Source organism: Nocardiopsis aegyptia (genome assembly GCF_013410755.1).
Taxonomy (GTDB): Bacteria; Actinomycetota; Actinomycetes; order Streptosporangiales; family Streptosporangiaceae; genus Nocardiopsis; species Nocardiopsis aegyptia.
In genome coordinates this window covers 5219777-5246528 of record NZ_JACCFS010000001.1, presented here as the reverse complement: position 1 = coordinate 5246528, position 26752 = coordinate 5219777, and the positions used below count along the sequence as shown (strand labels likewise).

17 protein-coding genes are annotated in these 26752 nt (G+C 73.6%); 6 read left to right on the top strand and 11 right to left on the bottom strand.

Annotated features, from left to right (window positions below):
- Positions 1 to 9 precede the first annotated feature (9 nt).
- From HNR10_RS23405 to HNR10_RS23395, 3 genes are all read left to right on the top strand, one after another.
- The gene (locus HNR10_RS23405; RefSeq protein ID WP_179827013.1) at positions 10 to 2103 is read left to right on the top strand and encodes a prolyl oligopeptidase family serine peptidase; all 2094 of its coding nucleotides are present in this window, start codon (positions 10 to 12) and stop codon (positions 2101 to 2103) included.
- 121 nt (positions 2104 to 2224) lie between these two features.
- Positions 2225 to 2668, top strand: coding sequence for an acyl-CoA thioesterase (locus HNR10_RS23400; protein WP_179827011.1), 444 nt, complete (start codon positions 2225 to 2227; stop codon positions 2666 to 2668).
- Positions 2669 to 3151: 483 nt separating this feature from the next.
- Positions 3152 to 4111 (top strand): RNA-guided endonuclease InsQ/TnpB family protein, encoded by a 960-nt coding sequence (locus HNR10_RS23395; RefSeq protein WP_312889396.1) that lies wholly within the window; start codon positions 3152 to 3154, stop codon positions 4109 to 4111.
- Between the two features lie 40 nt (positions 4112 to 4151).
- On the opposite strand, the gene HNR10_RS23390 is transcribed toward HNR10_RS23395, so the two are convergent.
- The 10 genes from HNR10_RS23390 to cobC form a co-directional block, all read right to left on the bottom strand.
- Positions 4152 to 4676, bottom strand: a complete 525-nt coding sequence (locus HNR10_RS23390; RefSeq protein WP_218897955.1) for a globin — start codon at positions 4674 to 4676, stop codon at positions 4152 to 4154.
- A gap of 193 nt (positions 4677 to 4869) precedes the next feature.
- Positions 4870 to 5628 carry an arginase family protein gene (locus HNR10_RS23385; protein WP_246406381.1) on the bottom strand — a complete coding sequence of 253 codons (759 nt, stop codon included), beginning with the start codon at positions 5626 to 5628 and terminating at the stop codon, positions 4870 to 4872.
- A gap of 131 nt (positions 5629 to 5759) precedes the next feature.
- Entirely contained in the window at positions 5760 to 7424 is a 1665-nt protein-coding gene (gene ettA / locus HNR10_RS23380; RefSeq protein ID WP_179827009.1) for an energy-dependent translational throttle protein EttA, read from the bottom strand.
- Between the two features lie 249 nt (positions 7425 to 7673).
- Positions 7674 to 9131, bottom strand: coding sequence for a DUF4192 domain-containing protein (locus HNR10_RS23375; RefSeq protein WP_179827008.1), 1458 nt, complete (start codon positions 9129 to 9131; stop codon positions 7674 to 7676).
- Between the two features lie 327 nt (positions 9132 to 9458).
- Positions 9459 to 10814 carry a sensor domain-containing diguanylate cyclase gene (locus HNR10_RS23370; RefSeq protein WP_179827007.1) on the bottom strand — a complete coding sequence of 452 codons (1356 nt, stop codon included), beginning with the start codon at positions 10812 to 10814 and terminating at the stop codon, positions 9459 to 9461.
- A 675-nt stretch (positions 10815 to 11489) separates the two neighbouring features.
- A complete protein-coding gene (locus tag HNR10_RS23365) occupies positions 11490 to 14252 on the bottom strand; it encodes a GTPase (protein WP_179827006.1) in 2763 nt (920 codons plus the stop codon).
- Positions 14249 to 16153 (bottom strand): dynamin family protein, encoded by a 1905-nt coding sequence (locus tag HNR10_RS23360; RefSeq protein WP_179826995.1) that lies wholly within the window; start codon positions 16151 to 16153, stop codon positions 14249 to 14251. Before HNR10_RS23360 ends, HNR10_RS23365 begins: the two co-directional genes overlap by 4 nt.
- 71 nt (positions 16154 to 16224) lie before the next feature.
- Entirely contained in the window at positions 16225 to 17505 is a 1281-nt protein-coding gene (gene cobA / locus HNR10_RS23355) for a uroporphyrinogen-III C-methyltransferase (protein WP_179826985.1), read from the bottom strand.
- Between the two features lie 251 nt (positions 17506 to 17756).
- Positions 17757 to 20564, bottom strand: coding sequence for a nicotinate-nucleotide--dimethylbenzimidazole phosphoribosyltransferase (gene cobT, locus HNR10_RS23350; RefSeq protein WP_179826983.1), 2808 nt, complete (start codon positions 20562 to 20564; stop codon positions 17757 to 17759).
- A gap of 341 nt (positions 20565 to 20905) precedes the next feature.
- Positions 20906 to 21925 carry an Rv2231c family pyridoxal phosphate-dependent protein CobC gene (cobC, locus tag HNR10_RS23345; protein ID WP_179826981.1) on the bottom strand — a complete coding sequence of 340 codons (1020 nt, stop codon included), beginning with the start codon at positions 21923 to 21925 and terminating at the stop codon, positions 20906 to 20908.
- Positions 21926 to 22173: 248 nt separating this feature from the next.
- Between cobC and HNR10_RS23340 the strand changes: the two genes are divergently transcribed.
- Together HNR10_RS23340 and HNR10_RS23335 are read left to right on the top strand one after the other, a co-directional pair.
- Entirely contained in the window at positions 22174 to 23283 is a 1110-nt protein-coding gene (locus HNR10_RS23340; RefSeq protein ID WP_179826979.1) for a peptidoglycan recognition protein family protein, read from the top strand.
- A gap of 282 nt (positions 23284 to 23565) precedes the next feature.
- On the top strand, positions 23566 to 24117 hold the full coding sequence (locus tag HNR10_RS23335; protein ID WP_218898930.1) for a GNAT family N-acetyltransferase: 552 nt from the start codon (positions 23566 to 23568) through the stop codon (positions 24115 to 24117).
- Positions 24118 to 24123: 6 nt separating this feature from the next.
- On the opposite strand, the gene HNR10_RS23330 is transcribed toward HNR10_RS23335, so the two are convergent.
- Positions 24124 to 24492 carry a DUF6504 family protein gene (locus tag HNR10_RS23330; RefSeq protein WP_281390155.1) on the bottom strand — a complete coding sequence of 123 codons (369 nt, stop codon included), beginning with the start codon at positions 24490 to 24492 and terminating at the stop codon, positions 24124 to 24126.
- Positions 24493 to 24650: 158 nt separating this feature from the next.
- On the opposite strand from HNR10_RS23330, the gene HNR10_RS23325 reads away from it, so the two are divergent.
- Positions 24651 to 26660, top strand: a complete 2010-nt coding sequence (locus HNR10_RS23325; protein WP_179829914.1) for a serine/threonine-protein kinase — start codon at positions 24651 to 24653, stop codon at positions 26658 to 26660.
- The last annotated feature ends 92 nt before the right edge of the window (positions 26661 to 26752 follow it).

The following is a 26752-nucleotide window of genomic DNA, read 5'->3' as shown; positions in this document are numbered from 1 at the left end:
GTGCGAAGCATGCGTGAACTCCGCTATCCGCCGGCCGAACGGCTGGACCTCCTCGAAACCCTGCACGGCCGCGCCGTCGCCGACCCCTACCGGTGGCTGGAGGACACGGACTCCGCCGCCACCAAGGAATGGGCCACCGCCCAGGACGGCCTCTACGCGCGCTTCGCCACCCGCTTCCACAGCCGTGACTGGTTCACCGACCACGTCCGCGCCCTGCTCGGCGCCGGAACCGTGGGCTCGCCCGTGTGGCGCGGTGAGCGCCGCTTCCACATGCGGCGCACCGCCGACCAGGAGCACGCGGTGCTCTACGTCCAGGACGGTGAGGGCCCCGAGCGCGTCCTGCTGGATCCAGGGGCGCTCGACTCCACCGGCCTGACCACACTGGACTCCTGGCGGCCCGACCGCGACGGCCGCCTGTTGGCCTACCAGCTCTCCGAGGGCGGGGACGAGGAGTCGGTCCTGCGGGTGATGGACGTCGACACCGGGGCGACCGTCGACGGCCCCATCGACCGGGCCCGCTACTCCCCCATCGCCTGGCTCCCCGACGCCTCGGCCTTCTACTACGTGCGCCGCCTGCCGCCCGAGGAGGTCCCCGAGGGCGAGGAGAGCTACCACCGCCGGGTCTACCTGCACCGGCTGGGCACGCCCACCGACGAGGACGTCCTGGTCTTCGGCTCCGACCGGGACAAGACGGAGTACTTCGTCCCCTCGGTGAGCCGTGACGGGCGGTGGCTGATGCTGAGCGCCGTGCGGGGCACCGCGCCGGGCACCGACGCCTGGATCGCCGACCTGTCGGAGAGCGGCCCGGAGGCGCCTCGGCTGGTCCCCGTCCAGCAGGGCATGGTGGCGGCCCTGGACACCCACGTGGGGCGGGACGGCCGCCTGTACCTGCAGACCGACCGCGAGGCGCCGCGCGGGCGCCTGTGCGTGGCGGATCCGACCGTGCCCGGGCCGGAGCACTGGACCACTCTGGTCGCGGAGGACCCCGAGGCCGTGCTGGAGGACTTCGCGATCCTCGACGGCCCCGGGATGGAGCGGCCCGAGCTGCTGGTGGCCTGGAGCCGCCACGCGATCGACGAGGTCACCCGCCACGACCTGGCCACGGGCGAACGGCTGGGCGCGCTGCCGATGCCCGGGCTGGGCACGATCGGCGGGCTGAGCGAACGCCCCGAGGGCGGCCACGAGTGCTGGTTCGGCTACACCGACAGCGTGCACCCGTCCGCGGTCTACCGCTACGACGCCACCACGGGCGGGGTGACCCTGTGGGACGAGGCCCCCGGCGAGGTCGACGTCCCGCCGGTACGCGCCGAGCAGGTCACGTTCACGTCCAAGGACGGCACGGCCGTGCGCATGCTGGTGGTGTCGCCGGCGGAGGAGGCCGAGGGCCCGCGGCCGACCATCCTCTACGGCTACGGCGGTTTCCGCATCTCCCTGAGCCCCGCCTACTCGGCGGCCACGCTGGCGTGGGTGCGCGCCGGCGGGGTGTACGCCGTCGCCAACCTGCGCGGCGGGCTGGAGGAGGGCGAGGAGTGGCACGAGGCCGGAATGCTCGACCGCAAGCAGAACGTGTTCGACGACTGCGCGGCCGCCGCGGAGCACCTGGTGGCCACCGGCGTCACGACACCCGGGCGGCTGGCCGTGATGGGCGGCAGCAACGGCGGCCTGCTGGTCGGCGCCATGGTCACCCAGCGCCCCGACCTGTTCGCCGCGGCCGTGTGCTCGGCCCCGCTGCTGGACATGGTGCGCTACGAGCGGTTCGGCCTGGGCCAGCTGTGGAACGTGGAGTACGGCAGCGCCGACGATCCCGAGCAGCTGGGCTGGCTGCTGGGCTACTCCCCGTACCACAACGTCCGGGAGGGGACGCGGTACCCGGCCACGCTCTTCACCGTGTTCGACAACGACACCCGGGTGGACCCGCTGCACGCGCGCAAGCTCTGCGCGCTGCTGCAGTCGGCCACCTCGGCGCCGCTGGAGGAGGCCCCGATCCTGCTGCGCCGTGAGTCGGAGGTCGGGCACAGTGCGCGGTCGGTGAGCCGCAGTGTGGCGCTCAGCGCGGAACAGCTGGCCTTCCTGGCCCACCACCTGGGGCTCGTCCTGCCCTGATCCGGTCCGCTCGAGAGCAATGCCACAGCGTTCGGGCACGGGCGGCCGCGAGATCTCCTGGGGAGCGTTGGGACAATGGAGGACACGCTCCCCAGGAGAACACCCACGAGAGGACCAGGACGTGACACAGATCGAGGCCGGCGGCCCGGACACCGGGACACAGCCCCGGCGGCATGTGCACCTGGCTCAGGTCCGCTACGCCGACCTTGACCCGCAGCACCACGTCAACAACGTCCGGATGCTCACCTACCTGGAGGACGCCAGGATCTCGTTCCTGCGCTACGACGGCGCGGTGGAGGAGGGCGAGGAGGTGTTCGGCGCCATGGTCGTGGCCCGTCAGGAGGCGGACTACGTGGCGCCGCTGCTGCCCAGGTCCACGCCCGTGCGGGTGGAGCTGTGGGTGACCGAGGTGCGCAACGCGAGCTTCACGCTGGCCTACGAGATCCGTGACGACACGACGGTGTTCCTGCGCGCCAGCACGGTGCTGGTGGGGTTCAACGTCGACACCCAGCGCGCCCGCCGCCTCAACGAGCGGGAGCGCGCCTTCCTCGCGGCCTACGCCTGAACCCGGATCGTGGCGGTCGCCGCGGCTGTGGCCGTGGCCATCGAGGCGGCCGCCGTCCGGGAACGGTTCACCGAACCTCCCGGAGGATGCCCCGTCCTTCAGGGCGGGGAGGAATCCGGCCTCCTGCGGAGCAGGGCAGGCCACGCCGAAGCGCCGCCAGGCGATGCGGCGTCCACCCGGGGTGATCGGGCCCGCACAGGCCAGAGGCTCTCGCCTGTCGTACCTCCCCGCTACGTTTCCGGTCATGACGACACCAGCGCGAGCGGACCAGGAGGCCGGGCACTCCCGGTACACCTTCCGGCTGCGCGTGTCGTCCACCGCCCAGCGGGGCCTGCTGGCCGGGTGGGACCGGTGCCGGTGGGTGTGGAACCAGTGCGTCGCTGAGTCCCGGGCCGCCTGCCGGGCGGGTGAGAAGTGCGGCCCGGCCCGGCTGGACACGATGCTCACCGTGCGACCGAGAAGTGGCTGCAGTGGGGGGCGTCGGTGCCCCAGCAGCAGACCATCCGCGACTTCGCCAAGTCCCGTGCCAAGGCCCAGAAGGACATCAAGAACCGCCTGCCCGTCAAGCAGCGGGCGGGGATGCCCAGGTTCAAGAAGAAGGCCGAAGCGGCCCCCACCCTGAACTACACCCGGCGGGGCTTCCGGCTCAGGGACAGGCGCCTGCACCTGGCCGGGGGCATCACCTTGACCGTGGTATGGTCCCGCGACCTGCCGGACGAACCGACGAGCGTTCGGGTGTACCGGGATGCGCTGGGGCACTGGTACGCCAGCTTCGTCGTGCCCGCCCGGACCGACCCCCTTCCCGCGACCGGGAGGGCGATCGGTATCGACTGGGGTGTCAAGGAGATCGCGACCACCACCTCCGACGCCCACGACCTGCCCCACCCCCAGCACGGGAAGAAGGCCCAGGCGAGACTGGCCCGCTACGACCGGATGATGGCGCGCCGCAAACCGCCCAAGGGCCAGAAGGCGTCGAAGGGGTACCGCAAGGCGAAGCGGCTGCGCGCCAGGGCGCACCAGAAGGTGGCCCGGCAGCGCCAGGACACCGCCCGCAAGTGGGCCAAACGCGTGGTACGTGACCACGACGCGATCGCGGTCGAGGACTTCAAGCCGAGGTTCCTGGCCAAGAGCACGATGGTGCGCAAGGCCGCTGACGCCGCGATCGGCGCCACGAAACAAGCGCTGGTCGAGATGGGCCGCAAGCACGGCCGGGACGTGCGCCTGGTCCATCCGGCGTATACGACGATGGACTGCGGGGACTGCGGTGCGAGAGCCAAGCACCGCCTACCGCTGTCCGAACGCATCTACACCTGTACCGCGTGCGGGGTGTCCCGACCACGGGACAAGAACTCCGCGCAGGTGGTGCTGGTCCGGGCCGGTCTGATCCCGGGCGGTGCCGAGGGCGCAAGACCTGGTCGTCCGCAGGACGGCCAGGCGGCCTGAGCCGCGAATCCCCGCAGTTCTCATGGCGGGAGGGGAGCATTCAATTCAGCGAGATCGTGACGGCCTCGCCGTCGTCGTCATCGCCGCCGTCGCTGGGCGTCACCGACAAGGAGGTGGGGTCGGCCACGGCCGGGGGCGCCGCGTCCTCGGCGACGTTGACCATGCTGTGCGCGGCCATCACCATGTACTCCCACAGCTGGCGTTCCAGGGCCGCGGGCAGCGCGATGGCGTCCACGGCCGCGCGCATGTGCGCCAGCCAGCGGTCGCGCTCGGCGGCGCCGATACGGAACGGTACGTGCCGCATCCGCAGGCGGGGGTGGCCGCGCTGGTCGTTGTAGGTGCGCGGGCCGCCCCAGTACTGGATGAGGAAGAGACGCAGGCGTTCCTCGGCCGGGCCCAGGTCCTCCTCCGGGTACATGGGCCTCAGGACGGGGTCGTCGGCCACACCCTCGTAGAAGCGGCGGACCAGGCGGGTGAAGGTCTCCTCTCCGCCCACGGCCTCGTAGAACGTCATTCGCACCGGCTGTTCGTCCCTGCTCTGCTGGTCATCTCGCGCGGAAGTCATCGCCCACCAGCGTATGCGACACCGCAGGCGCCGGGCAGGGCCATCGGCCCACCGGTCCGGGGGGCCGGGTAGGTCGAACCAGGCCGTGCCCCGGGCGAGAGCCAGGGCCATCGGTCCACCGATCCGCGGGAGGTCGCGTTCGCTTTCCTCCCGGGCACGACGGCGCCTCAGCATCCCCCGGCCGGGAGCGTGCTCACCTCCGGAGGAGCGCGGCGAGCAGCTTCGCCCGGACACCGCCGGGCAGGTCCTCGTCCCGGTCCGGCCGCCACGTGCAGCCGACGCTCACGGCTGCGACGCGGCCGGTGTCCAGGACACGGTGGACGGCCTCGACGACGGCGCCGCCGCTCGGGCCGCCGGGTGTCGGGAAGAGCATGCCCGGCACCTCGTCCGGATCGATGACGTCCAGGTCCACGTGCAGCAGCAGCGGTCCCTCGGGCAGGTCCCCGGCACCCAGATCGGCGACGGCGGAGCGCCGGACCTCGGACGCGTCCAGGTACTCGGCCTCGGGCGGGTCCAGGTCGCGCCCGTCGACGAGCAGCAGCCGCTCCTCGGCGATCGCCCGCAAGCCGAGCCGGTCCATCGCCGGGTCCGGCCGGTAGCCGGCCAGCACCCGCAGGGGGATGCCCCCGGCGTAGCCGGAGGTACTGGTCTCCATCGTCTGTACGTCACCGTGTGCGTCGAACCACACGACGGCGGCGTCCACGCCCGCCCGCTGGACTCCGGCAACGGTCCCGAGCGCCACCATGCAGTCGCCGGACAGGACCGTGGGGGTCCGACCGGCCCGGATCTCGTCGGCGACGCGGGCGGCGACGGCCTCGTGCAGGACCGCCATCCGCGACCACAGGTCGGAGTCCGGCAGCTCCTCCGCCACCGTCTCGGTGTGTCCGCGCCACGGGAGCCGGAAGTCCGGTAGGTACTCGTCCAGGTGATAGGGCACGCTCAGCATCGTCATGGCGGGACTCTAGCCGCGCCCGCACGGGCCCGTACAGGAAATATCACCGTATCGGGCCCGGACACGGGCGAACCCCGCGGGTCGGACGGATCCGGCCGGCGGGGTTCGCGCGCGAGTGCTGTTCCCGCGTGTCAGTCGCGGGTGAGCTTGCGGTGCGTGACCGCGTGCGGACGCGCGGCGTCCGGGCCCAGGCGCTCGATCTTGTTCTTCTCGTAGGACTCGAAGTTGCCCTCGAACCAGTACCAGTTGGCGTCGCCCTCCCACGCGAGGATGTGCGTGGCGACCCGGTCGAGGAACCACCGGTCGTGGGAGGTGATCACGGCGCAGCCGGGGAAGTCCAGCAGCGCGTTCTCCAGCGAGCCGAGCGTCTCGACGTCCAGGTCGTTGGTGGGCTCGTCCAGGAGCAGCAGGTTGCCGCCCTGCTTGAGCGTGAGCGCGAGGTTCACGCGGTTGCGCTCACCGCCGGAGAGCACGCCCGAGGGCTTCTGCTGGTCCGAACCCTTGAAGCCGAAGGCGGCGACGTAGGCGCGGCTGGGGATCTCGACCTTGCCGACCTCGATGAAGGTCTCGCCGTCGGAGATGGTCTCCCAGACGTTCTTGGAGTCGTCGATCCGACCGCGGTACTGGTCGACGTAGGAGATCTCGACGGTCTCGCCGATGTTGATCTTGCCCTGGTCGGGGGTCTCCTCCCCCATGATCATCTTGAACAGCGTCGTCTTACCGACACCGTTGGGACCGATCACACCCACGATGCCGTTCGGCGGCAGGGAGAAGCTCAGGTCCTCGATGAGCACCCGGTCGTCGAAGCCCTTCGTGAGGTTCTTGACCTCGACGACGGTGTTGCCCAGACGCGGGCCCGGCGGGATCTGGATCTCCTCGAAGTCCAGCTTCCTGGTCTTGTCCGCCTCGGAGGCCATCTCCTCGTACCGCTGCAGACGGGCCTTGCTCTTGGTCTGGCGCGCCTTGGCGTTGGAGCGCACCCACTCCAGCTCGTCCTTGAGGCGCTTGGCCTTCTTGGCGTCCTTCTGCCCCTCGACCTTCAGACGGGTCTGCTTGGTCTCGAGGTAGGTGCTGTAGTTGCCCTCGTAGGGGTAGAACTGGCCGCGGTCCAGCTCCAGGATCCAGGTGGCGACGTGGTCGAGGAAGTACCTGTCGTGTGTGATCGCCACGATGGTGCCGGGGTACTTGGCCAGGTGCTGCTCCAACCAGTTCACGCTCTCGGCGTCGAGGTGGTTGGTGGGCTCGTCGAGGAGGAGGAGGTCGGGCTGCTCCAGAAGCAGCTTGCACAGGGCGACGCGGCGCTTCTCACCGCCCGAGAGCTGGGTGACGGCGGCATCGCCGGGCGGGCAGCGCAGGGCGTCCATGGCCTGGGCCAGCTGGCTGTCGAGGTCCCAGGCGTTGCGGTGGTCGAGCTGCTCCTGCAGCTTGCCCATCTCCTCCAACAGGTCGTCGGAGTAGTCCGTCGCCATCTGCTCGGCGATCTCGTTGAAGCGGGTCATCATCGCCTTGGTGTCGGCGACTCCGTCCTCAACGTTCTCCAGCACCGTCTTGTCGGCGTCGAGGACGGGCTCCTGTGCGAGCAGCCCGACGGAGAATCCCGGCATGAGCCGTGCCTCACCGTTGGACGGCTGCTCGATGCCGGCCAGGATCTTCAGCAGCGTCGACTTACCCGCACCGTTGGGGCCCACGACACCGATCTTGGCTCCGGGCAGGAACGACCCCGAAACGTTGTCAAGGACGACCTTGTCGCCGTGCGCCTTGCGCACGTTCTGCATTGTGTAGATGTACTCCGGCATGCCTCCCAGGCTACGGGGTCCCGTCGGTTGCCGAGACCACACAGCGCATCACGGACGACCGTTCTGTACTCTCCCGCGCGTTCTGCTCCGGGCGGTTCCGGCGATCCCGGGCACCGGCCCGCTGACGGGACACCCGGACCGGTCTCGGTGGCCCGGCCGCCCGCGCCTCCCGAGGACGGACGGGGCCGCACTCTCCGACGGCCGGGGGCGCGCTCGGCGGTTCCGCGCCCCGTCGCCGCGACGACCGCCCTACGGCGGATCAGGTGTTCCGGGCGCCCGCGCAGGACCGGAGCGGCCGGAGGAGCCCGAGGGGCCGGAAGGGCCAGAAGGGCCAGAAGCCCCGGAGGAGCCCGAGGGGCCGGAAGGACCGGAGGAGCCGGAGGAATCAGTGGGGCTGGAGGAGTCGGGCGGAGCGATGGACTCGGAGGGCCCCGGACTGTCGGGTGGGCGGTCGAGCCACGTGGGCGCGTGCGCCCGCCAACGCTGGATCGGCAGGCCCAGGTCCAGAGCTCGGCGCATGAGGACCGCCATCCCGTAGCCGGGGTCGGCGGCCAGCGCCACGTCCAGAGCGGCTCGCGCCAGCGGCTCGTCGTCGAGCTGCCAGGCGGCCACGGCGAGCAGCGACGCCGGGGCCGGACGGTACCGCGGGCAGACCCGTCCGGTCAGCCGTGCCCACAGGCGTTGCTGCACGGCCGCCTCCTCCCGGGTCAGGCGAGCCCATACCCGGTCCCGGGCGCCGACCCGGGTGAGGTGGACGCCGAGCCAGGCCAGGTCGTCCTCGCCGGTCACCCCGCGGCCCTCCTTCTCCCTGCGCACCGCGGCCAGCAGCTCGGCGGTACCCCGGCGCACGAGTGCGGCCTCCCCCATCTCGGCGGCCATCCGCCGGGCCTGCTGCTCCACGGCGGCCGTCACACCCTCCATCACCGCCGCGGAGGCGTCGTCCGGTTTCGGCACCAGCGCGCGCAGCCGGGCCCACCCCTCCCCCGGGCGCCGGACGGGCTCGGCGGGTGCGATCCCCATGAGCACCGCCTGAGCCGGAACCGTGGACCGGCCGGTGTCCAGGGCATGGCCCTCGGGCGGGCAACAGCCGGGTGTGTGGCACAGGTGGGACCAGTAGCGGTCGTCCGCCACCCGCAGGGCGTCGTGCACGTCCAACCGGTGTTCCCGGGCGGCGCCGACCACGCCGTCCAGGTAGGGGCCCACCACCTCCACCGGCCCGAGTCCGACGGCCACCAGCCCGGTGCTCCCCTCCTCGGCGGCCAGCCGGACGACGGTCCGGGAACGCTCCAGCGGGGTCTGACCGCCGGGGACCCGCGCGAGGTCGGCGACGAAGGCCGCCCGGGCACGGGTGCCGCGCAGGGCCACCACCACGATGCCGGGGTCCGGTGGTTCGCCGACCAGGTAGGGCAGGGCCGCGACGACGTCGGTCGGCGTGCCCAGGGTCAGCGCCGTCGACGCGTTGTCGGCCGGTGGTCGCGGCGCGGGTACGGCACCCGCGCGCTCCGGCTGCTCCGCGTGCCCGTGGGTGGTCCGTTCCCGGAGTGGCGCGACCGCCCCGGGTGGAGTCGGAGTCCGCTCACCGTCGTCGGTCGCGCCCGGGTCGGCGGTTCGTCCGCCGTCGGACGTGGCTTCATGGGGTCGGTCGTCGTCGGAGGCGCGGGAGGTAGGAGAGGGTTCGCGGGAGGAACGTGGCTGTTCTGCGTCCATATACTCACGGTGCGTGACGCAACGCTCGTCCGCAATGGCCTCTTGACGCCTGTGGACGAGCGGGGCCGCGGCGCGCCCGCGCGGCCCCCGAGACCCGGCCCACCGGGTACTCCCAGCCCACTCGAAGACCCACACCCGTCCGACACGCCGGCACCGGCGCTCCGCGTCCGCGCAGGACCGCCAGAGGCTCCTGGCGCACCTCAGGGATCCCCGATGGCCCGGGTTCCCCGGGCCGATCAGACGTTCCGGATCTGCGACCGCCCGGGCGCCCCCACTCGGCACCCGGCACACGGGCACACGCACCCGGCGCCCACGCGCCCCGACCGCTCAGGCGCCCAGGGCGTCCGGGGGTTCGGGGATCTCCTCTTCCCGCGGCCCCGGGATGCGCCCGCTGACGCCCGGGCGCCCGGCGGGCAGGCACACGCGGTCGCGGCCGGTCTCCTTGGCCCGGTACAGCGCGAGGTCGGCGGCGGTCAACAGCTCCACCAGGTCGTTGCCGTGGTCGCCGATCACCGCGACGCCGATCGAGATGGTGATCGACACCGGGACGTCGTTCACCGAGATCTCCATCCGCCCCACCTGCGAGCGCAGCCGCTCGGCGGCCTGCCAGGCCTCCGTCGTGTCGGACCCGGGCAGCAGGACCACGAACTCCTCCCCGCCGAACCGGCCGAGCAGGTCGGACTGGCGCAGCTGCTGGGCGATCGTCGTCGCCACACCCAGCAGCACCTGGTCCCCGAAGAGGTGGCCGTGGTTGTCGTTGACCCGCTTGAAGTGGTCGATGTCGACGATCAGCACCGCCGCCCGGCTCCGCGAGGAGCGGGCCCTGGCGATCTCGATCGCGGCCTCCTGCTCCCATGTCGGAGCGTTCAGCAGCCCCGTCTTGGGATCGGTCCGCGCGGCCGTCTGGAGCTGCTGGTACAGCAGGCTCCGCTGGAGCAGGACCACCGGAGGAATCGCGATGACCAGCAGGAACAGGGTCAGGTGGGCGAGGATGGCGACCGTGACGCCGACACATAATTCGACGGCGTCCACGATGAACGCCTCCCTGTCCCACATCGGCCGGAGGCTGTGCCCGGGACCGCTGCTGATCCGCGCCGCCACGGCGACGATGAGCGTGTTGAGGACGGTGAACCCCGCACAGCACAGCAGCGCGACGACCACCCCCGCCCCGCTGGCCAGGTTCTCGTGCGCGTCCTGCGTCCCCCTGAAGCCCTCCAGGAGCCCCCCGCCCCAGTAGGCGTGCCAGGCCACCGACGCCAGGAATCCCGACAGCGCCACCGAGACGGCGTTGAACACCCGCCGGTGCGCCATGGCCGGGCGGGCGCGGAGCTGGAGCATGAGGTAGACGGGCAGGGGCATCAACAGCGAGTACAGCGGCGGCAGGAGCACCACCACCGGGAACCACCAGGCGCCCAGGAGGTCGCGCGTGAGTCCGGCGGGCATCCCGAGCCGACGGATCGCCTCCACGCACACCGACGCGCTCATGACGAGCGCGACGAAGGTCGCCAGATCCGTGAGCAGCACGTCGGTCAACGCGATGGTCGCCCCGAACAGGAACAGCACGGCGAAGAGGAGGAACCCCATGTAGACGAGCAGGCCCCGGGGCTGCTGGAGAATCGGCCACCGGCCCCGCTCCCCAGAGGGGTTCCCCCGGGCCGCCATCGGCTTCTCCGAGATACTCACGGCTTGTCCCTCCCTCCCTCGGTCACTCTCTGCCCCCAGTTCCCTACACCCGTCTCTGATGAGCTCACCGCCCCCCACGGTTCTCCCTTCGACGGGTCCGATTCGCCCCGCGTTCCCCCACGGTGCCACTCGGTTACGACGCCTTTTGGGTCGACGCCACTACGCCAGTGGGACTCACCGCCGCAGACGCCACCCGCAACTTTACATTACTTTGGGTAATAGCTTAATTGCTGATTGTACGATCAACGCAGGCAGGAGGACAGAGGGGAGCGGCTCCTCGCTCGCACCGGCACGAGGCACCACGGAGAAACGACCCCCGCGCCGACACTCCGGAGACCGGACGCGGGGCGCCACCGACGAGTGCACGGGGGCGCGTCGTGGCCGGAGTCGGTCACGGCGCGACACACATCGTCACGTCACCGATCGCAGGCAATCGATCACCAAGGGTTGGCGTCGGGCGCGAAGTACGGCATCCTGGCGATGGGATCCGGTTCCTGTAGTCATCACGTCACACGGAGTGCCCGAATTCGGCACACCGGTCTCCGGATCCCTCGGCACCCCGACGAAGGAGCAGTCAGATGAGCAGCGGCATCCACTGGATCTAGGCGCACCGGCACCGCGGAGGGACCGGGGCGGGCGGCACGGACGCCGCCCGCCCCCGGCAGGGTCCGCCGGTCATTCCGACCGCGCGGCGACCTCGTAGGCCGCACGGAACGCCCGGTAGCGCCCCAGTTCGGCCTCCATCGGCTCCACCACGCGCGTTCCGGCGATCTCCTTGACCCGGGCCAGCGCGGCGCGTTCGACCTCCTCGCGGCGCTGGACCGCGGCCACCTCCACGAGGTTGCCGCAACCCACACCGGTCAGCCAGCCCACGAACAGCGAGGCGGCGACCAGGGCACCGGCGTAGGCCAGGAACACCGGGTCGTCGAACATCCGCAGCCCCGTGAAGCCTCCACCGAGCCAGCTCACCAGCGACACGACCACCCACGCCAGGCCGAGCCCGGCGGCGGCCAGCAGCGCGAACTGGGCGACGCGGGCCGCCTTCCACCACGCCGGGCTCTGACCGGGATCGCCGACCGCGCCGGAGACCCCCTCGCCGAGCTCGGCCGGCAGGTCGGACATCGCGCTGCGCGCGGCGGCGCGCATCCGTCGGCGCCACGGCCCCGGCATGTCCTCGGACACGGCGTCGGCCGCGTCGCCCAGCACGGTCTCCAGCTCGGCCTCGTGCGCGTCGACGGGACCGCTCACGCCCTGTTCGCCGTCGCGGCGCAGGAAGTCGAGTTGGACCGCGGCCAGCGGGTCCTTCCGCAGCTTCGCCGAGTGCCGCGCCACCGGCCAGCCGACCTGGCGCCTGCCGCGCCGGACGTCGTTGGTCTCGACGACGTCGGCGACCGCGGAGACGCCCGCGGCGTCGGCCAGGCCGCTCTCGATCCGCCTGCGCGTGTCGGCGGGGACACCCTCAGGGATCGGCGCGTCGCCGCGGAACTCCCCGAAGGGCTCGATGACCTGGTCGAGGTCGGCGGCCAGCCGGTCGACGAGTGCCCGCCGCTCCCCCACGGTCTCGGCCAGGAACTCGCGCAGGTCGCGAATGCCCTGGTCAGTGATGGTGGACGTGGTGATCACCCGTGGATGCACGCCCGACTCCGACTCCAGCAGGCGCCGCAGGTCGGTCAGCAGCTCCTCGAGTTCGTCCGGAGCGACCTTGTCGACCTGGTTGAGGACGGCGATGGTCACCGCGCCGTGCCCCGACATCTGGGCCAGGTAGCGGTGGTGGACCGCGGCGTCCGCGTACTTCTGCGGGTCGAGCACCCACACGAGCAGGTCGACCGAGCCGATGAGGCGGTCGGCCTCGGCCGTGTGCATGCTGCGGACCGAGTCGTGGTCGGGCAGGTCGAGCAGAACCAGCCCGGTCAGTTCGGAGTTGCCCGCGTCCAGGACGCTCGTGCGCGAGTGCCGGTACCGGTTGGGCACGCCCAGCCAGCTCAAAAGGGCGTCGGCGCCCTCGTGGCCCCACACGCACGCGTGGGCCTTGGACGTGGTGGGCCGGGTGACGCCGGTCTGTGACAGTTCCAGTCCGCACAGGGCGTTGAACAGCGACGACTTGCCGCTGCCGGTACCGCCGGCGAGTGCGACGACGGTGTGCTCGGCGGACAGGCGCAGACGGGCCCCCGCGTGGTCGAGCAACTGGCCGGAGCGCGCGACCAGCTCCTCGGGCAGGTCGTCCTGGCCGAGTTCGGTGAGTGTGGAGAGCGCGTCCAGGCGCTCGACCAGCTCGGCACGTGTGATCGACGAGGTGGATCGCCAGTGGTCGTGGGTGGTGGGACGGTACTCCTCGTCCTCCTGCGCGGCGGAGGAGTCGCCGTCGGCGTCCTCCTCCGGTGTGCGGGCCGGGCGGGCCTCGGCCCGGGTGGAGCTCCCGTCCTGATCCCCGTCGTCGGTGCCCGCGGACGGCGCGGCCGTCTCGGGGCCCACCGCCCGGAAGGCTCCGGAGACGGCGGAGGGGCCGGGGACGCGGCGCGGCAGCGGTTCGGGGGCCGACGGGTCGGCGTCGGCGCCGGCGTCCTCGGCCGGGTCGTCTGCCGTGTCCCGGGCGGCCGTCTCGGCCATGGTCCGCCGACGCGGGCGGGGCCCGGTGGCGTCGGAGGAGGTCTCGTCCTCGTCGTCGTGGGCGTCGCGGACCGAACGCGGCGCGCCGCCGGCCGCCTGCGGGGCCACGATCGGGAAGGAGCCGGTGGTGCGCCCGGCGATCTGGGCGTCCTCGGCCGCCTCCGCCAGGCTGCCCACCCACCCGGCGAGCCCTTCCGGGTCGTCGTCGTGGCCGGTGTCCTCGGCACGGTCCGCGTCCTGTCGCGCGGCGGCCGGGGCCCGCGCGGCACGGTGGTCCGCGTCGGCGCCCTGGGGCTTCGCGGGCGCCTCGGCCTTCGCCGCGCCCTGGGTCGCTCCCGGCGGCTTCACCTCGTGCTCGGGTGTCCCCTGGGACCGCGCCGTGCCCTCCGCCTCGCCGCCCTCCTGGGCCGCCCTGGCTTCCCGGGCCGCCGCGGCGGCGTGCGCCCTCGCCGAGCGCGAGGAGGGCCGGGCGTGCCGCCCGGGCCGCCGTGCGGGCTCCGGCCGCTCGCGGTCGGCGGCCGGTTCCCGCGCACCGGCCTCCCCGCCGCGGCCGGCCTCGGAAGCCGCGCCCTCGGTCGGGTCGGGATAGCCCGAGATCCCGTCGTGGGCGGGTTCACCGGAGGTGTCCGCGTGGTCGGGGTGCTCGGGTACGGGCATGGTGTAGCCGCGCCAGGGGCCGCTCTCGGTCGGCGCCGCCCCGCCCGTGTCGGGGCGTTCGTCGTTCCAGGGCCCGGAGCCGGTGGGAGCGCTCTCGCGTTCCTCACCGTCGGGCTGGTGATCGGCCGCGTGCGGTGCCCGGTAGGCCTGCGCGGGGTTCCACTGAGTCGTCATCGTGAAATCTCAAGGTTGTACGTGGCCTGATAGAGCTGGACGGCGCTGTCCTCGGTCGGGATGCCGGCCGACGCCAGAGCGCCGTCGAAGGGCACGCGCTCGTGGGCGAGCAGCCCGAGGACGCGCCGGCGCAGGTTGTCCCGCGCCGTCCCGCCCATGCTGCGCAGGGACTGGGCACCGAACAAGCCCTTGAGCAGGCGTTGTGGGGATGGACCGGAGGTGTCGGCCGCGTGGGCGCCCCCTCCGGAGTGGGATCGCTCGTAGCCGAGCAGGTCGATGATCAGGACCAGGGCGACGATGTCGTGGTCGAAGGTGACGAATCGGGCGACGGACCGCTTGGTGGCACCGCTGGCGGTGGTCATCCCCGCGATCTCGTCCTGCCACTCCGCGATCTCCTTGCGGATCCGCTTGGCGAGGTCGGCCGTCGGGTGCTCCTGGGCGCGGACGACGAGCCGGGCGCCGCCCGTGACGCCGCGCCAGGCCTGTTCCACCTGGTCGGCGGCGCGTTCGCACGAGGAGACCACCAGGGCCTCCAGGGCGTCGCGCACGGCCCGTTCCAGGGAGGCCACCCGCTGGCCGCGTTCGGCCTGCTCGCTGCGGGCCTTGCGGCCGCGCTTGCCGCGCATGCGCAGGCTCTTGGCCAGGTCGCCGCTGGCGGCGACCTCCTGCCAGCGGGCGCTCAGCGATCCCCGCAGGAGGGATCCGTCGCCCAGCCCGGTGTCGATACGGCGGCTCGCGGTGGCGAACGCGTCGTCGACGGCGGCGCCGAGCGCGCGCCCGGTCTCGATCTGGGTCTCCACCTGGCGCGCGAGTTCGGGCACGCGGGACCGGAAGCTGTCGATGACGCCGACGAACGTGCGGCGCGAGACGCGGTCGCGCTGGTCGGCCTCCCCCGCCACCTCTGCGAGGAACTCGCGGATGTGGTCGGCGACGTTGGAGGTGAAGCGCTCCCCGCGGATCTGGTCGGTCTCGGGAATGGCGAAACGGGCGGCGTTACCGAGCCCGTTGGCCTCCAGCATGGCGCCGAAGTGGTCGAGCAGCTGGCGGCGCCCCTTGCGCGGCACCCGGGACAGGACCACGGCCAGTGAGGTGTCCCGGTCCCGCGCGACCTGGAGGAACTCCCAGACGCGGGCGTCGGCGTAGCGGGTACTGGTGGTGACGAACACCCACAGGTCCGCGGCGTCCAGGAACTTGGCCGCGAACTCGTGGTGGGCCGCCACCGCGGAGTCGACGTCGGGCGTGTCCAACAGGGCCACGCCCGGGGGCATCGCCTCGCTGGCGGCGAGCACGAGCATGCCGTCCTTGCCGGGCATCGCCAGCCCCTGCTGGCGCACACGGGGCAGTGTGGGGATGAAGGACGCCTCACTGAACCAGTCGACGTCGGCGGGGTTGCAGGCCAGCACCGGGCTGTTGGTGGTGGGGCGGCGCACGCCGGTGGTGGTGACCTGCTCGCCCACGAGGCTGTTGACCAGGGTGGACTTACCCGCGCCGGTGGACCCGGCGACCGCGATGAGCAGCGGGATGTCGGGGCGGCGCACGCGCGGCAGGACGTAGTCGGACAGCTGGGCGAGGACGTCCGCCTGCAGGGCGCGGCCCTCTTCCGCGCCGGGCAGGCCTTCGGAGAACTCCAGGTCGCGGACATGGCCGCGCAGGGACTCCAGGATCTGCTCGAACCGGCGTCCGTCGGGGGCGGGCGCCGGGTGCCTGGCCGGGTCCGCCTCGACGGGCCGGCCCGGCTGGTGGAGGCCGGGGCCCCCGCCCCGGGCAGCGTCCCCGCCGCCCGCGGAGGGCATGGGTACGTGGCCCTGATCGGGCTGGTCAGAGGTGGCGTCCGGTCCGGTTGCGAACCGGTCCGAGGCACCAGAACCGGAGGTGTCCGGTGCGGCCGACGGCCGGGTCATGTCGGTCTGCCCTCCTCAACGCTGCTGACGGTCCCCGCCGGTCCGGGCGACGAACACCGCCGGCTGAGGTCTCACTGGAGATCGCGCCCGGTCACCTGTCGATGGGTCTCGAACTGGGTTCCCGTGTGCAGTATGTCAAGATCCCGCGCTGTTTTGACCACTTCTCCGATGATCACCACCGCCGGGGGCCGAACGTTGGCCGATCGCACCGCGGAAGCGATGCCCGCAAGCGTACCCGTCACTGTTCGCTGTCCTGGCAGTGTGGCCTCCTGGACCACGGCGACGGGCGTGTCCTCCGAACGGCCGTGGGCGATGAGGGCGGCGGAGATCGCCTCGATCCGCTCCACTCCCATGAGCGCCACCACGGTACCGCCCGCCGCGGCCAGGCCCTTCCAGTCGACGGTGGAGCGTTCGTCGTCGGGGGCCACGTGGGCCGAGACGATGTGCACGTCCTGGGCCACGCCCCGGTGGGTGGCGGGGATCCCGGCGCTGGCGGGAGCCGCCAGCGCACTGGTCACACCCGGCACCGCGATGACCGGGACCCCGGCGGCGGCGCAGGCGGCCGCCTCCTCTCCCCCTCGTCCGAAGAGGAAGGAGTCGCCGCCCTTGAGCCGCACCACGAACTTGCCCTGGCGCGCGCGGTCGACGAGGACGGCGTTGATGTCCTCCTGCGTCATGGACCGGCCGTAGGGGATCTTGGCGGCGTCGACGATCTCGACGTCGGCGGCCAGACGGTCCAGCAGGGAGGTCGGCGCGAGCCGGTCGACGACCACGACGTCGGCCTGGGACAGCAGTTGTTGTCCCCGAACCGTGATCAGACCGGGATCACCCGGGCCGCCGCCGACGAGGGCCACGCCCGTGAGCCGCTCGCGGCCGCGCCGGGCGTCGAGGGTGCCGTCGGCCAGACCGTCGGCGATGGCGTCGCGCAGGCCCGCCGACCGGCGGGGGTCGCCCGAGGCGACGACGCCGACGGTGATGTCGCCGATGTTGCCGCTGGCGGGCGTCCAGGCCGAGGAGGCGTGCCGGTCGTCGGCGCGCACGCACCACACGCGCGCGTCCTCGGCCTCGGCGGCCACGGCCGCGTTGACGTCGGGGTCGTCGGTGGCCGCGTGGACGAGCCAGTAGGCGGGCGCGCCCTCCCCGGCGACGTCGCCGGGCGCGAAGGCACGGCGCGACCAGGTGATGTGCCCCGCGGCGGCGAGGTCCTCCAGCGCCGCGGAGACGGCCGGGGCCACGAGGGTGACGCGCGCACCCGCCTCGACCAGCACTGGAACCCGGCGCTGGGCGACTCTGCCCCCGCCGACGACGAGGACGTCGCGGCCCTGCATGCGCAGACCAAGGAGATAGGTCATGGTTCGCGCCCCTTCGGTCGTCCGTGCCGGCTCCCCGGCGGCGACGGCGGGGCGCGCGGCGGAGGGTCCTCCGCGCCGCCGGCGATGTTTCGCGATTGCTACAAATTACCTTGTCAAAGCGCCATTACGGACGCGTAAACGGATCGGCACGGCGAGTGTGACCCCGCCCGCACCCGACCCCGCCCGCACCCGTCCGGCCCGCGCGTGGCCGACGGGCGCGGACGGGTTCCGGCGATCCGTCGTGCCGGCCGTCAGTGGACGGTGGACACGCCCGCGTCGTCGAAGGTGGCGACGTTGCGCAGCGCGCGGGCCGACCCCTGCAGGAGCGGCAGCGCCAGCAGGGCGCCCGAGCCCTCGCCCAGCCGCATCTCCAGGTCGACCAGCGGGCGCAGCCCCAGGTGTTCCAGCGCGATCGTGTGCCCGGGCTCGCTGGAGCGGTGACCGGCGAAGCACGCGGACATGGACTCGGGCGAGATCGCCGACGCGACCAGCGCGGCCGCTCCGGCGATGACGCCGTCCAGCAGCACGGGCACGCGCAGGGCGGCACCGCCGAGGACGAACCCGGCCAGGGCGGCGTGCTCCAGGCCGCCCAGCGCGGCCAGGACGCCGATGGGGTCGGAGCGGTCCACGGGGTTGGCGGCCAGGGCCTGCCGCACGACCTCCACCTTGTGCTCGTGCATGTCGTCGTCCACACCGGTCCCGCGGCCGGTGGCCCGGGCCGGGTCCGCACCGGTGAGCGCGCACACGAGCGTGGCCGCGGGCGTGGTGTTGGCGATGCCCATGTCCCCGGTGATCAGGCACCGGTTCCCGGCCGAGACGAGGTCGCGGGCGACCTCGATGCCGCCTTCCAGGGCCTGGAGGGCCTGGGCGCGGGTCATCGCGGGACCCTGGGTGAAGTCGGCGGTGCCGCGCGCGACCTTGCGGGGCAGCAGCCCGGCGGCGCGGGGCAGGTCCCCCACCACGCCGACGTCGACCACGGTGACCTCCGCGCCGACCTGCTCGGCGAAGGCGTTGACGACCGCGCCGCCCTCCAGGAAGTTCTGCACCATCTGGGCGGTGACCTCCTGGGGCCAGGCGGTCACCCCCTGCGCGTGGACGCCGTGGTCGCCGGCGAAGACGGCGACGGCGGCGGGCTCGGGGATGGGCGGGGGGCACTCCCCGGCGAGCCCGGCCAGCTGCACCGAGACCTCCTCCAGGACCCCGAGGGAGCCCGGCGGCTTGGTCATCCGGTTCTGGCGGTCCCTCGCCTCCTCCACGGCACGGGGGTTCAGGCCTCCGATGGCGGTGATGGTCTCCTCCAGCAGGCTCGTGGGCTCCTGGCCGGGTAGACCGCGGTGACCGTACCGGTCGCGGTGGACCGCCCAGGACAGGGGGCGCCCCTTGGCCCAGCCCGCGAGGCTGAGTTCGGGCTCGGTGGGGAACTCCTCGACGTAGCCGACGCAGAGGTAGGCGACGACGTCGAGGTGGGAGGGCAGTTCGAGGACGTCGGCGACGTCCCGCTCGTCGACGAACCCGACCCAGCCCACGCCCAGGCCCTCGGCGCGGGCGGCCAGCCACAGGTTCTCGACGGCCAGGGCCGCGGCGTAGGCGGCGCTGGCGGGCTGGGCGTGGCGGCCCTGGCCGTGGCGGCCGCCGCGGGTGGGGTCGACGGTGACGGCGATGTTGAGCGGGGAGTCGAGGATCGCCTCGACCTTGAGCCCGGAGAAGGCCCGCGCGCGGATGCTGGGCAGGGACCGCGTGTGGTCGTCGCGCTCGGCCTGGGCGAGGTCGCGGACGCGGGCGCGCAGGTCGGGGGAGTCGATGACCAGGAAGTCCCAGGGCTGGACGTGGCCGACGCTGGGCGCCTGGTGGGCGGCCTCCAGGACACGGGTGAGGACGTCGTCCGGTACGGGGTCGGACCGGAACCCGACGCGGACGTCGCGCCGCTCGCGGATGGCGCGGTAGACGGCGTCGCGCTCGGCGTCGTCGAAGGCGTGCCCGGCCCAGTCGTCGAACGGGGCGGCCCGCCCGGCGGCGGGGGACGCGGAGGTCGGGTCCTGTTCGGCGGGGACCGCCCGGGGTCCGGTACGGCTCGGCGGTCCGGTGCGCTCGTCGACGGGCGCGGCTGCTTCGTGTGCGTACATGCTCTGTTCCGGCTCGGGTGCCGCGGCGCGTGTCCGCGCGGGCTCGGGTGCTGTGTCGGGCGGTGGCGGTGTCCGTTCGGCGGTGGTGCGCGCCGAGGCGGGGTGGTGGCGGTGAACGGGCTCGGCGGCCCGGGTCTCGGGCGCCGGCTCGCGGTCGCCGCCGCGGAAGGGGATGACGTTGGGCCGCTGTGCGCTCACCGGCGCCACGGCGGGTCCCCGCGCGGGAGACGGGGACGTGTGGGACGGCGGTGCGGCCGGGTCGGCCCCACCGGCGGCCGTGGCTCCAGGAGCGGGCCGGGAGGTGGGAGCGGGGGTCGGCTCGGGCGGGGCCTCCGGCGCGGCGGCGGGCGCGGGGGCAGCGGCAGCCGCGGGCTGAGCGGTGGAGGCGGGCTCGGAGTCGGACGCACGGGTGGGCGCGGGCGCGGCTTCGGGCTCGGACGGGGAGGCGGGCACCGGCTGGGAAGCGGATTCAGGCGCGGGGGCAGGCGCTCCGGGGGCCTCGGCGGGCGCGGGTGCGGTTTGCCGCGCAGTCTCGGGGGCAGATGCGGCCTGAGCAGGGGGCTCCGGCGCGGAGGTGGACGCGGGTGCGGCCTGAGCAGGGGGCTCCGGCGCGGAGGTGGGCGCGGGTGCGGCCTCGGGGGCGGCTTCTTGCGCGGGCTCAGGGGCAGGCGCGGCTAAGGGTGTGGGCTCGGCGGGCAGGGGCAGACGGGCCGGCGCGCCCCGGGGCTCGGCGGGCTTGGGCGCCGGGCGCACGGGCTCGGCCGGTGCCGCGGACGGTCGGCGGAAGGGGTTGGCGGGTCCGGCGGACGTGCGCGGGCGCTGGGCCCGGGTGCCGCGGCCGCTCTCCGGCAGGCCGTCGAGCAGCCCGCCGAGGCCGCTGTCGGCCGTCGGCGCGGGCTCGCCACGCCTGGCGTCCTCACGGTCATCGTTGGTCATGATCGCTCCCCGTGGAGGTGTGTCGGCTGCCCTGAGGGCGTCTTCGGCGGATACTCACCCTGGTGTGCGGCGCCCCGGCACGACTCCCGTCATCTCTTCGGGCCGCAGCCGAACCAGGTGGGCCCCCGCCGCGCGATGACGGCGAGGCGCCCGGCCGAGGGAGGTCCTCGGCCACGCGGTGGCCGCGCCGGATGCTGCCGACCGTCACCCTTCACCGCCCCCGCACGCTCTGGTCCGTTTGCTCCGCATAGAGACCGTCAAGCGTAGTGTGCGGTGTTCGTCCCGTCCGCACGGGTCCCCCCGGACCCCGACGACCGGGCCCGGCACGGTCGCCGAGCGCCTCAAGTCACCACCAACTGTGCCAGAGTTCGCCCCAGCGCGCGGTGGGTCCCCGGTTCCCGGACGGCCACCCTGAGCCATTCCGGCCCCAGCCCGGGGAAGGTGTCGCCCCGCCGGACGGCCACGCCCCGATCGCGCAGCCGTTCGCGCAACCGATCCGCTCCAGGCGTTCTGACCAGCAGGAACGATCCCCGCGCGCCGGGAAGCACGGACAGTCCCGCCGCCCGGAGCACGTCGGCCAGGTCCTCGCGCCGCTCCGCCAGGCGCACCGCCCAGGCTTCGGCCTCGGCGACCGCCGACGGGGAGCAGCACGCCTCGATCGCGGCCAGCGCCGGGGAGGAGACCGGCCACAGGGGCTGGGCGGCGGCCAGGCGCGCGGTCAGGGCGGGTTCGGCGAGCAGGTACCCGGCGCGCAGCCCCGCCAGCGACCAGGTCTTGGTGAGGCTGCGGACCACCACCAGTCCCGGCAGGTCACGGCGCCCGGCCAGGGACTCGGGCTCACCCGGGACGCAGTCCGCGAAGGCCTCGTCGACCACGAGCACACGCCCGGGCCGGGCGAGGGCGGCCAGCGTCCCGGCCGGGTGCAGCACGGAGGTCGGATTGGTGGGGTTGCCCAGGACGACCAGGTCGGCGTCGTCGGGGACCAGGGCCGGGTCGAGGGTGAAGTCGGGGTCGAGCAGGACCCGGCCCACGGTGTGCCCGGCGGCGCACAGGGCGGCCTCGGGTTCGGTGAACTGGGGGTGCACGACCACGGCCCGGACCGGGGCCAGAGCACGCGCCAGCAGCACGAACGCCTCGGCGGCGCCCGCGGTGAGCAGCACCTCGTCGGCGCCCCGGCCGTGGCGGCGGGCGACCGCGTCCCGGGCCGCGCTCTGGTCCGGATAGGCCCCCAGATGCGCCAGGGAGTCGGCGAGGCGGCGCCCCAGCCACGCGGGAGGCGCGGCCCCGCGCACGTTCACGGCGAAGTCCAGCAGTCCGTCACCGGTCTCGGCGTCACCGTGATGCCGCAGGTCATAGCCCATGTCCACACTCCCCCTCGAAACGAGGGCACACTAGCCCATTCCGCCCCACGGACCACACGCCGCCCACCGCAGGTCGGGCGGGAGAGGACGGCGTCGTGGTGCCAGAGCACGCCGGGGCGGCACTCTCATGGGCGAACCCGGCTCCCATCCACCCCAGGGGGCTACCCCACGTCACCGCGCTGTGGCAGTCTGACAGCGCCTCCCCTGCCCCGGCGGCCCTGGAGCGGCCACGACGAGACGGAGTCCTGATGCGACGACGCACCTTCCTCACCGGAGCCACCGCGGCCGCCGGGCTGACCACCGTGGCCGCTCCGGTCACCGCTCCCTCGCCCGCCGCGGCCGCCGACGACCGGGCCGTACCCCGTGTCCTGTCGGAACCGGCGTCCGGCGACGGCCTCGTCCGCCCCGACCGGCGCTTCGACCTGGTGACGGTGGCGCGTGCGGTGGGCGCGCCCGCGGGCGCGATCCGGTTCGAGACCGCCGACGGCCTCGGCCCCTGGCGACCGCTCGACCCGCACACCATGGGCCGGGACGACCGCGAGCCGACCGCCTCCGCCCTCGTCCGCGCGCCGGAGGGCGCGATCGGGTACGAGGTCGACGGGGACGCCCGGACGTCGGCCCTGAATCTCCACGACGGCGAGCCGCTGCGCTTCGGCGGCCCCGAGCGGACGACACTGTCCGTCGCCGCCGACGTTGATACGGAGCGGGCGCGCCGCTCCCCCGGACCGGTGCGGTTCCGGACCCGGGCGGGCTGGGGCGCGGACGAGTCCCTGCGCTTCGACGAGGACGGCAACGACCTGTGGGCGCCCGTCTTCCACCGGGTACAGCTGCTGACGGTGCACCACACGGCCATGGCGACCACGGACGACCACGCGGCCGACGTACGCGGCGTGTACCGCTACCACGCCGCCGAGCTGGGTTGGGGCGACATCGGTTACCACGTGCTCATCGACCCGGACGGGGTGGTCTACGAGGGTCGGCACTCCGGTCCGGACGGCGTGCCCGTCTTCTCCGGCCGCCCCTGGCCCGGCGACGCTCGTTCGGTGACCGCCGGGCACGTGTACGGCTACAACCACGCGAACGTGGGCGTGTGCCTGCTCGGCGACTTCACCGACGCACTCCCGACCCGGGCGGCGCAGGACTCGCTCGTCGCGGTCCTGCGCGTGCTGTGCGCGGTCACCGGCCTGGACCCGGCCGCGGAGATCACCTACGTCAACCCCGACACCGGGGCCCGGACGCCGGGCGACACCCTGTCCCGGCACCGCGACTGGTTGGCCACCGAGTGCCCGGGCAACGCGTTCGCCGCCGAGTTCGACGCCCTGGTGCGCGACCGCGTCGCCGGCCGCGGCCGCGGCTGACCCGGCCCTGCTCCGCCCCGGCCGCGGGGCCGCTCTCCCCGGCCCCGCTCCGCCCCGGCAGCAGGGCTACTCTCCCCGGCTCCGCTCCGCCCGGCCGCGGCGCCCTCGCGCTCGGCGGCGGCCCTCGTGGCGGACCGATCACGGCCGTCTCCCGGGCCCTGCGCGGCCGCCACCTTGGCGGGACGGCCCCGTGCCAGGTCACCGGGGCCGCCCGCGTATCGTGAGCGCAGCCCATCGCCGTTCCGGGAGACCGCCAGCGTGACCGACACCCAGACCAGACCGATGATGCCGTCCGTGATCCTGGAGACGGAGCGACTGCGGCTGCGCGCGTTCGTCGAGGCCGACATCGACGACGTGTTCCGCACCTACTCGGACCCGGCCGTGCAGCGGTGGGTCCCCATCCCCGCCCCGGGTGTCCCCTACACCCGGGAGATCGCCGAGCACTGGTGCCGCGAGGCCGCGCCCGCGCTGCGGACGAGCGGTGACGGTCAGCAGTGGGCGGCCGTGGAACAGGCGTCCGGCCGCCTGGTGGGCGCCTTCGGCCTGTTGCGCACGCAGTGGCCCGCGATGATCACCGAGATCGGCTACGCCGTCTCCCCCTGGGCACGGGGCCGGGGCTACGCGACCGAGGCGGCCGTGGCCGTCTCCCGCTGGGCCGTCGACCAGGGCTTCCAGCGAGTGGAGCTCAAGGCCGCGGTCGGCAACACGGCCTCGCGGCGCGTGGCCGTCCGGGCCGGCTTCTCCCCCGAGGGCGTCGAACGCAACGCCATGCCGCTGCACGAGGGCCGCACCCACCTGGCCGTCTACAGCCTGCTGCCCGCCGACCTGCTCTGAGTCCGCTCAGTCCCACACCCGCGAGAGCAGCCACTGGTCGGACACGGTGTCGTGCAGCAGTTCGTACACGCCCTGCGCCTCCAGGGCGCCCGCCTCCACCCGCCAGTGCCGGCGCTCGGGCACCTGGGGCTCGGTCGTCGGGGTCCAGTCCATCCGCAGGGTGACCCAGTGGTCGATGATCCGGCGCACGCCGTACACCCTGCCGTTCCACGTGAAGCGGAGCGGACGCCCCTGGTCCTCCACGACCGAGACCGTCGACCCGTAGTACCGTCCCACGACGCTTCCCCGCTTCCCCTCGACACCGACCGACTCCCGCACCCGGCGCACACCGCCAGGACACTGCTCGTGGGGAAGTTCGCCGCAGCTTTCGAACATGTGTTCTAACACTAGCGAAATCGAGGGGCGCTTGGAACCGTTTCCGCACACGCGGCATCACCTCTGGTGATCCGTCCGCGGCCCCGAGAACCCCCTGCGTGTCCTCCTCGGTCAGTACGCTGGGCCGCACCCCCACGACCTGTGAGGCCCCCACCCAGATGTCGAACAGCGCCGGACCCCTGCGAGCGGGCGACCCCCACGAGTTGGACGGGTACCGCGTCCTGGGCCGCCTCGGCCGGGGCGGCATGGGCACCGTCTACCTCGCCGAGTCCCCCACGGGCACCCGTGTCGCGCTCAAGCTGATCCACCCCGACCTCGCCGAGGACGAGGCCTTCCGCGCGCGCTTCGCCCGCGAGGCGGAGTCCGCGCGCCGCGTGGCCCGCTTCTCCACCGCGGCCGTGGTCGACGCCCGGATGGAGGGCGAGGTCCTCTACATCGCCTCCGAGTACGTGCCCGGGCCGACCCTGTCGGAGGCCGTGCACGCGGACGGACCCATGCGGGGCGGCATCCTGGAGTCCCTGGCCGTGGGCGTGGCCGCGGCGCTGACGGCCGTGCACCGCTCCGGCATCGTCCACCGCGACCTCACGCCCTCGAACGTCCTCCTCTCGCCCGTGGGTCCGAAAGTGATCGACTTCGGTATCGCCCGCGCCATGGACGACGCCGGGGGCGGGCTCACCCGGTCCAGCCAGCTGATCGGCACGCCCTCGTACATGGCACCGGAGCTGATCGCGGGCCAGCCGCCGACCCCGGAGGGCGACGTCTTCTCCTGGGGCTGCCTGGTCGCCTTCGCCGGGACCGGCAGCGCGCCCTTCGACGCCGCCACCGTGCCCGGGATCCTGCACAACATCTCCAGCGCCGCGCCACGGCTCGACGGCCTGGACCCGGCACTGCGCGCGACGGTCGCCGACGCGCTGGCCAAGGACCCGCGGTCCCGGCCCACCTCGCAGCAGCTCCTGGACCGGCTGGTCGGATGGGCGGATCCCGCGGAGGCGGACGTCGCCCGCACGATCGGCGTCTCCTGGCCCGGGCTCGGCGCCGAGGGCGGCGCGGGTTCCGGGCCGGAGAGGGCCGGCGAAGGTCCGATCAGCCCTGAGGCCGCACCGTCTCCGAACGCCGCGGGGTCCTCCACGGGCCCGCCGAGCCCACCGCAGGGCGACGCCCCACCGCGCCCGGCGCCCGAGGATCCGCCGCCTCCGGCGCCCTCCGAGCCCTCCAAGCGCCCGCAGCCCTCACAGCCCTCGGCGCACCCGCCGGTCTCCGAGCCATCACCGCCCACGCAGTCCTCACAGCCTTCGTCGCCCTCACAGCCCTCAGAGGACCGAGGCGGCTCCGGCACCGGCACGGGCTCTTCGAACGCTCGACGCCGCCGCCTGCTCGTGGCCGGCTCCGCCGGGGCCGCGGTCCTGCTCCTGGTCGCGGCACTGGGCCTCCTCCTGGTCGACCGCGACGGCCCGCCCAGTGACACCGCCCCCATCCACGAGTACGACTTCGAGGACAATCCCGACTGGACCGGCCTCGGCCTGTACCACCCCGAGAACAGCAACGAATCCGGGTACTGGGCCGTGGAGGGCGGCATCATGCTCGTCCGCGACCCGGAGGTGCACGACAGCCAGGGCGCGACGGCCTGGGCGCCGCCGCTGCAGAACGCGGTCCCCGAGCGGCTGATGGCCCGCACCGACGTCCGCGCCGTCACGGGCTACGGCCAGGCGCGGTACGGACTCTTCTGCTGGGAGCGGTACGGCCCCCAGGACGATCCCGTCCACTCCGGGAGCTACCAGGTGCTCGTCAACCTCGACGGCGAGCGCGCGACGGTCCAGCGGTGGTCGGCCGAGAGCGAGTCCTGGGAGGACATGGCGGACGGCTCCGCGGCGCGGGACCACCGGGCTTTCCCGGCGCTCCGGGGCGAGGACGGTCCCGAGGTGACCAACAATCTGGCGTTCGCGTGCGAGTACGTCGAGGACGAGCAGGACGGATCGCCCAGCGTGGAGGTGTCGGCCTGGGTCAACGACCGCCTCGTGGTGCACGCCGTGGACGACGGGCTCCCGGCGGAGGCCGCCGACGCGGACGCCGTCCGCCAGTTCGGCCTGGTGATGGACGCCGGGCCGATCGGCCAGAACGTCGGTGTCCTCTTCAAGAGCTTCGCCGTGGACGAGATCCTCACCGGCTGACCCCCTGCCATCCGCACCAGACCAGAAGCGAGACGGCGTGTCGGCCTCGGTACGCTGTTAGCCGCGCATCACCCGATCCATACGAGGGACCC